The sequence below is a fragment of the Paraflavisolibacter caeni genome, from assembly GCF_025628885.1.
Lineage (GTDB): Bacteria > Bacteroidota > Bacteroidia > Chitinophagales > Chitinophagaceae > Flavisolibacter > Flavisolibacter caeni.
Genome location: NZ_JAOTIF010000001.1, coordinates 100,721 through 115,135 on the forward strand (window position 1 = coordinate 100,721; position 14,415 = coordinate 115,135).

At 43.6% G+C, this 14,415-nt stretch carries 10 protein-coding genes; 4 read left to right on the top strand and 6 right to left on the bottom strand.

All coding sequences use genetic code 11. The features are described from left to right. Positions 1–13: 13 nt before the first annotated feature. Entirely contained in the window at positions 14–2,113 is a 2,100-nt protein-coding gene (locus tag OCK74_RS00415) for a TonB-dependent receptor (protein ID WP_279294997.1), read from the bottom strand. A gap of 69 nt (positions 2,114–2,182) precedes the next feature. After that, complete coding sequence (locus tag OCK74_RS00420; RefSeq protein WP_279294998.1) at positions 2,183–3,409, bottom strand: glycoside hydrolase family 88/105 protein; 1,227 nt, start codon at positions 3,407–3,409, stop codon at positions 2,183–2,185. A gap of 197 nt (positions 3,410–3,606) precedes the next feature. On the opposite strand from OCK74_RS00420, the gene OCK74_RS00425 reads away from it, so the two are divergent. Next, positions 3,607–4,764 (top strand): Gfo/Idh/MocA family protein, encoded by a 1,158-nt coding sequence (locus tag OCK74_RS00425; protein WP_279294999.1) that lies wholly within the window; start codon positions 3,607–3,609, stop codon positions 4,762–4,764. Here OCK74_RS00425 and OCK74_RS00430 read toward each other — a convergent pair. The 3 genes from OCK74_RS00430 to OCK74_RS00440 form a co-directional block, all read right to left on the bottom strand. Further along, on the bottom strand, positions 4,756–5,238 hold the full coding sequence (locus tag OCK74_RS00430; RefSeq protein ID WP_279295000.1) for a lipocalin-like domain-containing protein: 483 nt from the start codon (positions 5,236–5,238) through the stop codon (positions 4,756–4,758). The two genes, OCK74_RS00425 and OCK74_RS00430, sit on opposite strands and share 9 nt — an antisense overlap. Before the next feature lie 305 nt (positions 5,239–5,543). Beyond that, on the bottom strand, positions 5,544–6,242 hold the full coding sequence (locus OCK74_RS00435) for a hypothetical protein (RefSeq protein WP_279295001.1): 699 nt from the start codon (positions 6,240–6,242) through the stop codon (positions 5,544–5,546). 339 nt (positions 6,243–6,581) lie between these two features. Further along, positions 6,582–7,304 (bottom strand): hypothetical protein, encoded by a 723-nt coding sequence (locus tag OCK74_RS00440; RefSeq protein ID WP_279295002.1) that lies wholly within the window; start codon positions 7,302–7,304, stop codon positions 6,582–6,584. 185 nt (positions 7,305–7,489) lie between these two features. Between OCK74_RS00440 and OCK74_RS00445 the strand changes: the two genes are divergently transcribed. From OCK74_RS00445 to OCK74_RS00455, 3 genes are all read left to right on the top strand, one after another. Beyond that, positions 7,490–7,966: a DUF4112 domain-containing protein gene (locus OCK74_RS00445; protein WP_279295003.1), complete on the top strand. Its 477-nt coding sequence runs from the start codon at positions 7,490–7,492 to the stop codon at positions 7,964–7,966. A gap of 188 nt (positions 7,967–8,154) precedes the next feature. Beyond that, positions 8,155–9,768, top strand: a complete 1,614-nt coding sequence (locus OCK74_RS00450) for an OmpA family protein (protein ID WP_279295004.1) — start codon at positions 8,155–8,157, stop codon at positions 9,766–9,768. A 167-nt stretch (positions 9,769–9,935) separates the two neighbouring features. Then, entirely contained in the window at positions 9,936–11,486 is a 1,551-nt protein-coding gene (locus tag OCK74_RS00455; protein ID WP_279295005.1) for a bifunctional metallophosphatase/5'-nucleotidase, read from the top strand. Positions 11,487–11,635: 149 nt separating this feature from the next. Here the strand turns inward: OCK74_RS00455 and OCK74_RS00460 are convergent, their stop codons facing one another. Beyond that, a complete protein-coding gene (locus tag OCK74_RS00460) occupies positions 11,636–14,209 on the bottom strand; it encodes a TonB-dependent receptor (protein ID WP_279295006.1) in 2,574 nt (857 codons plus the stop codon). Positions 14,210–14,415 lie beyond the last annotated feature (206 nt).

Genomic DNA, 14,415 nt, shown 5'->3' on the forward strand with positions numbered 1-14,415 from the left:
TTACAATATCCAGCTATCTCTTCTTCCCCCTCAGCTCCAACACCACCGATGCAAAATAATTCCTTCCGGCCGCAGCATTATAATACCTGCCGCCAAAACCATTGATGTCATTACCCAAACTATACTTTTGATCAAGCAGGTTATCAACACCGGCAACCACCTTCATCATGAACTTTTGTTGTATCAGCCTTTGATAACCTAGTTGCAACATCAACAAATGATAGGCATCGGCATAAGCAGTGTTAGCATCATTCAGTGGGATCCGGTCACTGTAAAAATAACTTACTGTGCCCAGTAACCCTTTCTTCGCCAGGAAGTCAAAACCTGTAGAGATGGTATGCGGCGCTACAGATGGAAGGCTGTTGCCTGAATAATCATTGTTCAACTGCTTGAAGGTTTTGTAATGGAAGTTGTGCCATGTATGACTAAGCCACAACAGGCTTCTGTCCATGAAACCACCGGATTGAAGCAGGGGATAGCTGATGTAAGTTTCAATGCCATGTTGTTTCGTCGCACCGGCATTGATATAATAATCTCCTCCGCCTGCAGTACGTCTTTGTACAATGGTGTTTTCCAACGAGAAGATGAAAGCATTGACGTCAAAGTAAACCGCTTTCCCAATAGTGCCTTTGATCCCAAGATCATAATTCACGCCTTCCTCGGCATTGAGGCCCAGGTTCACGGCCCCGCCGGTAGGTAACAGTTCTGAAGTAGTAGGCGGTGAAAAACCCTTGGCAACGCTCGTGTAAATGTTCAGGTGATGGAACTTCCTGAGGATGGCCAGTCGGGGAGCGAATTGATTATTGAATGTCCTGTCCTGTCTTCCTGCCGTTGCTGGTGAAAATCTTTGAAATTTAATTTTGAAGAAATTCAGGCTGCCTCCTGCATTGAACGTCCATGCATTGTAATCGAGCGATACCTGCGAAAAGACCAGTAACTGGCGGTTATTGATCTCGTCACTCGTTCTTAAGGAATCTGCACTTCCTCCGTTATTCTTGAATATGCTCACGCTGGTAAAACCTTGCTGGAGCTCGCTTCCGACATCAATATTCAGGTTGCCCTTCTGTAAAGGCTGACTGAAAATAAAGCTTGTTCTTCCTCCAACATGCGGCTCCGAATTCCGGCCATAGTTTTGGATCGCTGGATTACGCAGTTCTGTGAACATGCCATATAATGCAGTTTTATTTTTCAACTTTTGATATACAGGCTGTTCATAAGACGCGCCGGCAATAAATGTTTTTTGTCTGATGGATGCATTAGCCGCTTCGGCGCCCGGGAAAGCAGCACTACCCGGTCTTGCAGACTTTGGGTTGGCATCATATTCAGCTTTGGTTAATGCACCAGGCGTTTCATAATACAGGTTCCCGTATAAAAAACTAGTCTTCAGAACCTTGGCGTCTCCAAAACAGTAGTGTCCACTCCAACTCGCTACATCCCGCTTTAATCTCGAATGATCCCTGTAGCCATTGCTTTCTTGGTGCTGGTAGCTGGCCTTTCCTGCATTTTCTCCTGATCCTGTTGTAATGCTGCCATAAACATTGTGTAAGCCATAATTTCCTGTAGTATACTCTGTATGGATGGATGGCTGTTCGCTTTGCCCAAGGCTTTCAATAAGCAAGGCACCACCGGTTCCTGCACCATATAAACTACTTGCCGGGCCCTTGATCACCTCTATAGAGTTGAAATTGTAATAACCCAATTGGTTTAGGTAAGTATGTCCTCCCGGATCTGTGATGGGAATATCATTGTAATACACCTTCACATTGCGCACACCAAAAGGAGACCGCAGCGAAGAGCCCCGGATATTGAACCGGTAACTTCCCGGAGAGCGTTCCTCCATTCGTACACCTGGAGTTGTATTCACTGCCTGTACAATGGAAGTAGGACTAAAACGCTCCAGCGTCGACCTTCCTATATAATTGACGGCAGCAGGCACTTCTTGTAATCTTCTGCCTTGTTCATACGCCTTGATCACAACTTCCTGCAAGACATCTTTACCTGACGAGTCTGCAGTTTGTCCATTTGCAGAAATACCAACGGCACTGAAAAGAATAAATAGAAAACTTTTGTGTTTATGTAAATTATGTGCAGCTATCATTATCCTAATGAGCATAAAATTATGAACTACAATTGTGAGCCCTTGAGCGCTGATGCTCTCCGCCTTAGGCGGACCGGGGGTACTTTACTTTCCCGATTTTTCTAATTTCAATATCTCCACACCCGCATCCAGCAACGGTCCGGTCCCATGCTTCTCATTCAAACCAACTGGCCGGTTGTAATAAAAAGCAAGATTATCCTGTATACCTGTGCCTACACAAATGTCTTTCAATTGTCCCAATTCGTTGATCTTATGCTTCTTCAATCCTTCCCAGCCTGTTGTTGCAATAGAGGCATAACGCTTATCGATCCAACCTTGGTTCACGGCATGGGCAATGCCATAAACAAACATGGCAGTACAGGAAGATTCCGTATACGAATCATTCTTGTCCAGTATTTGGTGCCACAAGCCCTCTGCATTTTGATATCTTGCAATACCTACGATTTGTCTTTCCAGGAGCTGAATAAGTTCTTTCCTTTTGGGATGGTTTTGAGGCAGCTGGTCCAGCAGGTGAATTTGTGCCAGCATGATCCAGCCATTGCAGCGGCCCCAATGAGCAACACCATTCCTTTTCAAATCACTGTACCAGATGTGCCAGTAGATCTCCCGGTCAGCATCCCACAGGTATTTATTGAAATTGATCACTTGTTTGATGGCATCATCAAAATACTTGTTCTGACCAGTTAGTTTACCCATACGGGCCAGGAAGGGTACGCTCATATACAAATCGTCTGCCCATAATGTATTTTGATAAGGAAACTTCCGCACAAAAGTACCATCCTCCAGGCGAAGGCGCTCTTCTGTCAGGTGCTTGGCGGCCTTTTCCAGGTATTCCTTGTATTCAGGTTTCTTTACTGTTTTATAAACTTCAATGATACTTGCGCTCATAGCTCCAAAATCATCCAGTTCATCCATAGTAAAAAACTCGCCATATGGATAGGTATAATGCTTTACATCATTTTTAAAACGTTGCTGGAATACCTTGTAATTGTCAAAGCCAAAAGCAACGTGTTGTGCTGCATAATTGGTATACTTGGGTTCATTCAGGTAATTACCCAGGTTGATCATGGCCATATTCAGAACGCCATGTGTATAATGCCAGCCTGTATATGGCGATGCGTATTTCACCTTTGTATTTTCCGGGATATCTTTCGAAGAAGCGTAGAACTGTTTGTTCTCAGTACCTTCAAAACCAAGTTTTGTTTCATTGATGATCTGGTCTGCAATCTTTCTCACCAGAGTTTCATTGCTTTGTGCACAAAGCTGCATAACGGCAGAAAAACAGAAACAACCAAAAAGAACTTTTTTCATAAGTGAAATAGTTGCGTGTTGTTTAGGATGAATAGATCTATTGAACAATGAATGTTCAATACCAAAGTCTTAAAGATAACAGCATCTCTGCTTTCATTGTAGATAATTTTATGGTGTACTCTATATGACGGTGCCACAAATAAAAAATAATTTATCTTCATAAGCTATAACCCTTTTCCTTACTCAAGACGAATGCCATGAAAAAGATTGCCCCCGCCTTCATACCCTTACCTGCTTCAGAAAATTCAAACACGGTATCCATTTCCCGTAGAAATCTTATTAAAACAATAGCTCTGGGCAGTGCCGGCTTGATCTTATCTCCTCACACCTTGCTTTCTGCCACAAGGAAGCAAAAAGATCGTCTCGGTGTTGCTCTGGTAGGTCTCGGTTACTATAGTACCGACTTGCTCGCACCTGCCTTGCAACAAACAAAGCGCTGTTACCTGGCAGGCATTGTAACCGGAACGCCTTCCAAGGCCGAAACATGGAAGGCAAAATATAACATCCCCGACAAGAACATATATAACTACCAGAACTTCGACCAGATCGCCAATAATCCTGATATAGATGTAGTCTACGTAGTGTTGCCTCCTTCCATGCACCACGAGTATACAATCAGGGCAGCAAACGCTGGTAAGCACGTATGGTGTGAAAAGCCAATGGCAATGACAGCCAAAGAGTGCCAGGAAATGATCGATGCCTGTAAAAAGAACAAAAAGACGCTGGCCATCGGCTACCGCCTGCAACACGAACCCAACACCCAGGAGTGGCGCCGGATTGTAAACAATAAACTCTTAGGCAAAGTAAAGAGCCTCAATTGCGCTGCCGGTTACCGTGATAACCGCACTGATCATTGGAAACAAAAGAAGGAGATGGGTGGCGGTGTGCTGTATGATATGGGTGTTTATTCCATTCAAGGCGCAAGACTAGGAACAGGTATGGAGCCTATAGCAATTATTTCAGCCCAAACCTCTACCACTCGTCCGGAGATCTATAAGAATGGTCTCGATGAAACCACGGTAGCGAAACTTGAATTTCCTGGCGGAGTTATGGCTGATATCAAAACCAGTTTCGGAGAAAATATTAACGAGCTCCACATTAAATGCGAAAAAGGAGACATCAACATGTCTCCCTATCAATCTTATGCAGGCCTTAGCGGCAGCAGTCCGTTAGGTGAAATACATTTTCCTTATTCAGTCCCCTGGCAGCAAGCCAAACAGATGGATGATGATGCAGTGGCCATCATGCAAAACAAACCCCTGCTCGTTCCCGGCGAAGAAGGCCTCCGCGACATCCGCATCGTGGAAGCTATCTACAAATCCGCTGCAACAGGCCAGAGGGTTAACTTACTTTAAGTGCTCATTATTTTTCACCCTAACATACTTTTCTATGTTGATCCTGTTCACTCCAGCACTTTCTACCTTTTCTACTCCATACTGGGTAAGTGTATCATTGTGGATGGAAACTGTAAACGCAAAGTCATTGCCTTCCCATTCCCTGGCGCTGCAATACTCTAAATGCTCGGTGTACGAGCTATCTTGAATAGTATAACGGCCTCCCCCGGCAACGAAGACAGCAGCAGAATCCTTACCCTTATTCAGATCATGTTGCAAAAAGGCAAAGTGCGAATCATTGATGATTTTAATAAAGGAAACAGCCTTGGTGTAGTCCGTAACCGTAGTATCACCATGTTCTATTAATGTGCCCTTAAGCAACTTCCAGGTTCCTACTATGGGCTTCGGTTCAACTTTTGAAGCCTGCTCCCCATTTTCTGCTCCGCAGGAAAAAAGGACAATACTAATCAATACAAAAGCAATTTTTATTTTCAAGTTTATGCATTTAAATTGTTTACAAAGATCCACACTGTTTCTGCCAATGTTACATTCTTTTATACCGTCTTTGAATAAAGATACATAGCTATTTCCCATAAGGTTGCAATACTAACAAAGTTTACCGCGTCCTCTTTTTCGATTATTGTCTTTGCTTTTGGAGAAAGTTCCTTGTCTCCATTAATAAACCAAATAAGTGTATGGGTGTCTAATAAATTAAGCTGAATCAGTGCATGTATTCTTTGAAATCATCTAGAGGTTCATCAAAGTTTGGTTTGAGTATAAACATTCCCTAACCGCCATTTTTAACCCCATAACCCCGTCCCAACAATCCTCATCCCCATACCTGCAAAACTCTCCACTTCCTTTTCCGCTTGTCCAGCCTGCAGCTTCAGGCAAAGTATATAATACTGCCCGTCTGTTGGATGATCAATCCAAAACTCACAAATAGGCACCGGTGCTGAAAGTTGTATCCATTCAGTTCCCGTATGCTCAATTCCACATAGTTGCCCATCCTTATTCATCCAAAGCACAAACAACTCATAGCAGTATTGCTCGGCCTTCACCTTCTTTCCAAATACTGGATGCCCTATCGCCGTCATGTTCAGAATGAGACCTTCCTTATCGCTACGCACCACGACTTGTGGCACTGGTACTCGCCGGCCCAGCGGGTAAGCTTTATTAATTTCCAGACTTTCAAGTGTTCTATACAATCCGGAGAGGGTAGGAGAAGACGCACTCCGCATCCTGCTCAATAATTGTTGCCATAAATCTCGCTGCTTAAATGGACCTGCTAGTTGCTTTAATGCATCATGCACCGGTTTAGCGGCTTTATTCAATAAAGAAGTCAGCATTGAGTTCTGCTCAAGTACACTATTACAGATAGCTCGTTTATAAGTGCCTCTCACTGCCCGTGTATGAGCAGGGTAAGACTTGCTGTTTACATGAGTGACATCATATAATGTTCCTTGCAAGCTAATAAGGGAAGGGACAATTTTTGCCATTTTCAAAGGGGTTTGGTAACTTCAGTTTTGGTTGAATGTGTTCTATATCTCACACAAAATACTACATATTGCCCATCTTTTTTCTCCTCGGCTTATAGAGACTTTATAGAGACCTTATAGAGATGTTATAGAGACCTTATAGAGACCTTACTGCATGGTTACTCCATATATACTCCTATTGTACTCCCTGTTTACTCCATACCTAAGCCTGTAAAATTCCCCCGTCTGTTCCCCTTCTATCCTCTGTCATCCACAATCTGTTCTCCCCATTCGACATTTGCACGTGTCCGCCTCTGACGGATTCGAATCATTCGTCATTCCCATCATTCCATTGTTTCGTCATTTTCCTTTCCCTCTTCCCTTCCGCCACTCCTTGATCTTCTCATTGATATAATAAAACACCGCCTCATTAGTAGGGTGCTCACGCAGCCATTTATAACTGGGCGTATATCGGTATATAAAGTCTCTGAGATCATTGCCCTTCAATCCCGTATAATACGCAACCAGATGTGGCGAAAACCTGTAATCTATATAAGCTTGTTCTTCCGCCTTTAAATAAGCTTGCTCATACTTCCTCTTGTTCTTGTACTCCTTTTTGAAAAAACGGTCCAGGTTGATACCGATACCGGCGCCAGTTGTGTTATTACTTGAAGCTGTTCTGACCATATTACCCATGTTTTCTTCATACTCTTTTCTCCTCTCCATGCTATCCATCTTGTACTTGCTGTCAGACGCAGTAACAGTAATGGTAGGTAATACTTCACTTGCTGGTGCCAGGTAAACCGTAACCGTATCCGTGAACAATATAGAATAGGTCAATGTATCATACCTGTAAGAAGGAGCAAGCGCATACAGAACATCGTTAGGCGCTACTTCAAGGTGAAAGAAACCCTTTTCATTCGTAAGTACGCTTCTGTTTGTGTTGGCATTCCTGACTGTTCCCCCGGCAATGGGAAAATGTGTAGCACTATCCTGTAAATAACCATTCATCCATTGCCGCTGTGCTGCAACAGTGGATGCAATAAAATTAAAAACAAAGAGTATGCAGTACTGTTTAAACATACCTGCTAATTAAACTATGAAATTAAACCATCATATTCATACTGAAGTTCACGCACGGCAAATAAAAACAACCTCTTCTGCAACCAGTCAGTCCTCGAAATCTGCAGTCACTCCTCTCTTTGGCACAGTTTTCACCTGCACATCTATAAGACCGTGATCAGAAAGAAAGTAAAATTGATTCAACAATGGCAAAAGCAGTTGTACAAAGCAGGGGATTAAAAGAAGTCGAATACCTGGCAAAACTGATGGATTCCCAGTTCCGTATCCCGGGCACTAACTTCCGGTTTGGCCTCGACGGCATCATTGGCCTGGTACCAGGCGTCGGAGACCTGTCTACGTTTGCTGTATCAAGTTATATGCTATGGATCATGGCGCGCAATGGAGCCAGCGGGTATGTCTTGGCCCGCATGGTCGTCAATGTGCTAATAGATACCCTCATTGGCTCAATCCCCTTAGTCGGCGATTTGTTCGACTTTGCATTCAAATCCAATACGCGCAACCTGCGCCTCATGCAGGAGCATTACAGGGAGGGCCGGCATAAGGGTAGTGCCTGGAAGGTGATCATTCCTGTGTTGATCATTTTATTCCTGGTCATCGCAGCAATTATTTGGTTGGCGTATAAGTTGATAGCAGGTTTGTTACATTGGAGTGCTACCTGGTAAAAAACTGTGCCGTATTGCTTCCTGTTAAGGCCCCCTCACTGTATTGATGTCATTGCCAACAAAAGGAATATATGTGTTAGAAAATAAGGGAATATAAGTATTGCGACAGATAAGTCTATTGATCTTTTTTACTTTCAAATACTTAGCTGTAACATTGATGCCAATACGTATTTATAAAGTCCTTACCCATGAAGCAAGCCTTCGTACTAATGCTACTGGCAGGTGCATTGATAGCCAAAGCCCAGCCCTCTAATGTTAATGATACCTCTGGAAAACTGGTGCCCCAGAAAGAAAATATCATTAATGCTAATACTATTGTCAAAATTGAGAACATCGGGATCAACATTAACTCCGAATTGCCGGAACTCCGGCCTACCATTTCTGCGGATGGGAATCATTTGTACTTTATCTGTCAGAATCATCCCTACAATACAAAATATAATTCCATCCGAAATTCACAGGATATTTGGTATTCGCAAAAAGACTCTGTCACAGGCAAATGGACTGAAGCCGTGCACATGGAATATCCTCTGAATACTTACTTCTTTAATGCTGTCTTCTGGATATCACCTGATAACAACCGGCTTTTAATTCGTAATGCATTTATCGATGGAGACTACGCCGGCAATGGGGTCAGCTTGACTTACCGGAAAAAGAATGGCTCCTGGAGTAAGCCCCAGGCGCTGATGATCAAGAATTTCGAAAAGTACGACCGCGGCCAGCAATACGGTGCTACCCTGGCCCACGATGGCCAGACACTGTTGCTCTATATGTCAGAAGTAAAAGGCAGTTACAACAACGATATCTATGCGTGTTTCCTGCAACCGGATGGTACATGGTCTGAGCCCCAAAGCATTGGCAAGAAGATTAACCTGCCCAAATACAACGAAATGACACCCTACCTGGCTGCCGATGGCGAAACCTTATACTTCAGCAGCGATCGTCCGGGCGGCGTGGGTGATAACGATATCTGGATGACGAAGCGCCTCGATAAGAGCTGGCAGAAATGGAGCGACCCGGTAAACCTTGGTAGTCCGATCAATACTCCCGACTGGGACGCCTTCTTTACCATGGATGCTGGTGGGGAGTATGCCTACATGAGCTCTCATGTCAATTCCTTCGGCGAAAGTGATATCGTGCGGGTAAAGCTGCTGGAGAGAGAAAAGCCGAACCCTGTGGTAATTGTGAGCGGCAATGTATTTAATGCCAAAACCATGCTGCCCCTCAGCGCGTCTTTGGTTTATGAAACCTTACCCGATGGTACCATTGCAGGCAACGGTTTGTCGAGTCCTAACGATGGCTCATTTAAGGTGGTACTGCCTTACGATAAAAATTATAGCATCCATGCAACCGCCGACAAGTTTTTTGCCGTCTCTGAGAATCTGAACCTTGATTCTTTGATCAAGGTCGGCTATAAAGAGGTGCACAAAGACCTTTTTCTGGTTCCCATCGAAATTGGACAGGTGGTTCGGTTAAATAATGTGTTCTTTGACTTTGATAAATGGGATTTGAGGCCGGAATCCTATTGGGAACTGAATAGGGTGGTAAAATTATTGAATGAGAATCCTGCAATAGAGATTGAAATGAGTGCGCATACAGACAGCAGGGGATCTGACGAATATAATTTCAAGCTGTCTGACAACAGGGCTCGTTCTGTGATGGACTATATCCTTTCAAAAGGTATAGCTCCTAATCGCATCAGGTCGCAGGGTTATGGCGAAACCAAACCTGTGGTGCCTAATGATACAGACGAGAACAGGCAGTTGAACAGAAGGGTGGAGTTTACAATTTTGAAGAATTAATTTCTGTAAATTTTCGTCTTTTTCTATAAATTACGCCTCGCTTTAGTTTTATAATAGTTACACATGAGAAATCTGAATGCAGCGGGAAATGAATTTTTCCTGCTGCATCTTTTTTTGGGCTACCCTGTTCCTGCCTAAATTTGCCACCCAATCAAACTTTCCCATACATGAAACACATTTTGCGCTTTACCTGTCTGGTACTATTGGCAGGCACCGCATCTTGTTCTGCATTGCGCAAGGCTCCTGCAAAGGACGACGGTAAGATAGAAGTGGTATTTGTCCAGGTCAACGACGTTTATGAAATAGCTCCCCTTGCTGGTGGCAGGGAGGGAGGGATGGCTAGAGTGGCTACGCTGAAAAAGCAGTACCAGCAAAGGAATCCCAATACCTTCCTGGTCATGGCCGGCGACTTCCTGAGTCCTTCTGTCTATAACAGTTTACAATACGAAGGCAAGCGCATTCGTGGCCGCCAGATGGTAGAAGCCATGAACAGCGCGGGCACCGACCTTGCTATCTTCGGCAACCACGAGTTCGATATCAGCGAAGTGGAACTGCAGGACCGCATCAATGAATCTGATTTCCAATGGATTTCCTCCAATGCATTCCATAAACAGGGAAATATGGTCGCTCCTTTCGCAAAGACTACAGCAAGCAATCAGCCTCCTTTCCCCAAAACCTTCATCAAAGAAGTAAAAGATAAAGATGGCACCACTGCACGGATCGGGTTTATCGGCCTAGTCCTCCCATTCAATAAAGCCTCCTTTGTCAACTACACCGATCCGTTGTCTACAGCTAAAGAACTATACAATAGCCTCAAAGATTCTGTAGATGCAGTAGTTGCCTTGACGCACCAGTTTATTGCCGATGATAGGCTATTGGCCAAAGAACTGCCAGGCCTTGCAGTGATTCTCGGCGGCCATGAACACGATATGCGCTTAGAAAAAGTAGGCAATGTATTCATAACCAAGGCCCACGCCAATGCCAAGTCTGCTTACGTAGTAAAGCTGGACATAAACAAGAAGAAACATAAACTGAACGTAGATCCCAAACTGGTCTACATTAATGAAAAAACAGCTATTGACAGCAGTACCAACACCGTCGTTCAAAAATGGGTGGATATCGCCGCTAAAAGCTACAGCTTGTCCGGCTTTGATGCCAATAAGGTGGTAATCAATTCGGGCAAGCCGCTGAATGGCCTGGAAAGTGCAGTTCGGAGCGGTAACACCAACCTGACAAGAATAATTACAGCTGCAATGGCTGATGCTGTGCCCGAAGCTGAAGTGGTCATTGTCAATGCTGGTTCCATCAGGGTAGATGATATGCTTCCGCCTCCGGTTACTCAGTACGATATCTTAAGAAGCCTCCCCTTTGGTGGCGGCATTAAACAGGTAGACATGAAGGGAAGCCTGCTGGTAAAAACCCTGCAACAAGGAAAAGCGAACAAAGGTATAGGTGGTTTCCTGCACTACAACGAAACCCTGGCTTTCAATGAATTAAATAACACCTGGACATTAAATGGAAATACTGTTGATACGGCAAGAACTTACCGCGTGGCACTGAGCGATTTCCTGTTAACAGGCGGCGAAGCCAATCTGGGCTATCTAACCCCTGCCAATCCTGGTCTTGTAAAGGTTTACGATGCTCCAGCGTCAGAACCGAACGTACAAACAGACATCCGCCTGGCTATAGTTAGATACCTCGAAAAACGGGAAAAATAAAATAAAGAATTCCTTATAACCAAAGATCCCGCGTACTAGCGGGATCTTTTACTCTCTCCTCACACATCACCAAAACTCTTCACTCATTTATTCATTGAAGAAACTATTCATCATTCATTAGTTTCATTTCAACAATCACGCCTTATTCATTAATGGAGATGATAAGTGAGAGTTGTATAATAAAATCCCCCAATTTGGGGTCCCCCCAATATAGAATAGTAGTAATGATTCAACAAATTGGTAGCCCCGGCCTTTACATCTAGACTCTGCTTTACAAAAGAATACCTCATCTGCGCATCAGCATTCCATAGGGAAGGCACATTCCCATTCACTAAAAACGATTGGTAATAATATTGACTTTGATATTTGAGGGCAATGTTAAAGCCTAGTTGCTTATAAACATTATTGCCATTGATGCTGACATTGCCGATCCATTTCGGAGTATTGTAGCCATCCTCCAGGCCATCGTTTTTATCGGTCTTTTTTAATGTTTGATAACTCACATTACCGGAAACAGAATAATGATCATTGATCACATAGCGCAGGTCGAGTTCCGTTCCGTAATTATGAACAATAGTTTTGGAATTGGTCCACAAGCGGTACCGGGCTTGTTTACTTTTATCATACAATGCTGCTGGAATTGCGGAGCTATCTGTCGTATTGGGTATACTGGCTTCAATCTGTGCAATAAAGTTGGAGTAGATGTTGTAATAGGCGTCCACATCAACAAACAGTTTGTTATGAAGCAATACACTGCGGTAACCAACTTCAAACGAATTCATCTGTTCCGGCTTTAAATACGAATAGTTATTCCGTTTCAAAAGCCCTTTGTTCTTGTCTATCGCTGCTTGTGTTGTCATCCCTTGAGTGTTCACATCCTTGTTCACTGCCGCCTGGAATGCATCAATAGAGCTTTTCAGCCAGGATTGCTCAAATACGCCGTCAGACATTACCTTTAAGCCTCCTACGCGCTTTACCCCTCCACTGTTGATATTCGAGAAACCTTCAAATATGCTGGGAAAACGATAGCCATTCTGGTAGGAAAAGCGTACAAAGTCTTTTTTCGAAACAGCATACACCGCTGTCAAACGGGGATTCCAGTTGGTTTGGAAATATTCATTTTTACTGGCCCTGAGCACTCCGCTCAATTGCAATCTTTGTTGGAAAAACTCCTTCGATGCATGTATGAAGAAACCATAACTGCTATAAACAAGATTCTTGTCAGTAGTCTTGGGATTGATAAAATAGTTGCCATCCGGAACAATTACATATTCCCTGAAATTGCCACCTACCTGCAAGTTGTACCTCGTTTGTAACAACTTTCCTAAATCCAGTGTGGCTTCTGTATGAATTAAATGGGCTTTTACCCGAAGGGCGGCGCCTATATCCCAGTTGTTGATGTCTTTCAGTTCATTCAGTTTTTGATTAAACGCATCTGTGCCGGGCTGATACCTGCCGTTGTCCGCTGCTTGCCGTGCAATATGGTGTGCTTCAGCAACAGGCGAATTATTCGAAACTGCATCATTGAAAACCTTGGAGTAATCGTTATACCACTGGTTGGTACCCTTAAAGCTGACATCCAGGTTCTCTGCCATAGACCGAAGGTTATACGAATCGCCCGTGTTTTCACTGTTTACATACGCCCTGAATTGGAAAAGAGGGCTTTTATACTGAAATATGTTTTGCTGCAACAGGTAGTTTTCCAGGCGGAATCTGTTTGACCGTTGATAAACCGTATTAAGAAAGGCCGCCCTGTAAGTATAAGAGAACTCTCTGTCCCTGCCGGGGCGGTAAAACAAGGCTACATCTCCTTTGATGTTTTGGAAATGGTAATCCACAACCTCCTTTTCAAGGTAACCTGTGCGGGCTACTACATAGTTTTTACCACCGAGCGTTAGTGTCTTCCTGTTGGAGGATTCATTACCATAACTGCTCACCGGGTCAAGTGCGGGATTATCCTGGCCCATAAGGTTAGTGGTCTGGTTTGCTTTTGGGTTGAGGTCTGTCTGATCGTTGGCAATCCAGTCATAGCCTTTGGTAAATCCAGCATTGACTTTAAAGGCCCATTTACTATTAAATGCTTTAGCCCATCGTAGGTTGGATGCATTATACAATTGTGGGCCCACGCCGTTTGGATCATCTACATGATTCAATCCAAACTGTTGTTGAATGCTCAATCCCTGCACCGAAAAAGGATCCTTTGTTTTAAAATTAGCCAAACCATTGGTGGCGTTCATACCATACAAAGCAGATGCAACGCCCTGCACAATTTCTAGATTCTCGATGTCAAGGTCACTCGGGCACAACACATTGGCAATAGGGGCACCAATATGTGGCGACTGGTTATCGATGTTGTCTACCAACTGCACAAATCGCACATTGGTGGTATTGGAAAATCCCCTGGTGTTAATGATTTTGAATCCAAGGCTGGGCACAATCATATGCACGCCCTTCATATTGCCAATGGCATCAAAAAAGGAAGGAGAGGCAGTTTGTGCGATTTGTCCGGAACTGAGCTTAGAAATACTCACCGGTGCACTTAACAGTTTTTCCGATACTCTTGAAGCGGATACCACCACTTCATCCAGGCTTTGGAGTTTATTGAACGTATCTATAGGCGTCTGATTCGTGCTTTGTCCTGTAGCCGCAATACTCACTCCTGTCAATAAAAAAGTGGAAGATTTTTTCAAAAATGAATTACCTGGTCTTGATTTCTTTCTCATGATGCAGTTTTTGTGTTTTTACATTTTTGTTGATCCGGCAAACAGTCGTTATCAGGTACCTTTTCTTCCATAATCTTAACAATCGATAGCACTTAGCATTTAAAAAGACTATAAGGCTAATGGGATGTCGTTATATATTTTACGATATAACGGTGGTCAAAAATAAAGGGTAGATTCCTTGTTCAAGTTCAAAAGAAAAACTGGTT

Coding starts and splice junctions, on each gene's coding strand:
- OCK74_RS00415 (WP_279294997.1), bottom strand. CDS start 2,113: ATGCTCATTAGGATAATGATAGCTGCACATAATTTACATAAACACAAA.
- OCK74_RS00420 (WP_279294998.1), bottom strand. CDS start 3,409: ATGAAAAAAGTTCTTTTTGGTTGTTTCTGTTTTTCTGCCGTTATGCAG.
- OCK74_RS00425 (WP_279294999.1), top strand. CDS start 3,607: ATGAAAAAGATTGCCCCCGCCTTCATACCCTTACCTGCTTCAGAAAAT.
- OCK74_RS00435 (WP_279295001.1), bottom strand. CDS start 6,242: ATGGCAAAAATTGTCCCTTCCCTTATTAGCTTGCAAGGAACATTATAT.
- OCK74_RS00440 (WP_279295002.1), bottom strand. CDS start 7,304: ATGTTTAAACAGTACTGCATACTCTTTGTTTTTAATTTTATTGCATCC.
- OCK74_RS00445 (WP_279295003.1), top strand. CDS start 7,490: ATGGCAAAAGCAGTTGTACAAAGCAGGGGATTAAAAGAAGTCGAATAC.
- OCK74_RS00450 (WP_279295004.1), top strand. CDS start 8,155: ATGAAGCAAGCCTTCGTACTAATGCTACTGGCAGGTGCATTGATAGCC.
- OCK74_RS00455 (WP_279295005.1), top strand. CDS start 9,936: ATGAAACACATTTTGCGCTTTACCTGTCTGGTACTATTGGCAGGCACC.
- OCK74_RS00460 (WP_279295006.1), bottom strand. CDS start 14,209: ATGAGAAAGAAATCAAGACCAGGTAATTCATTTTTGAAAAAATCTTCC.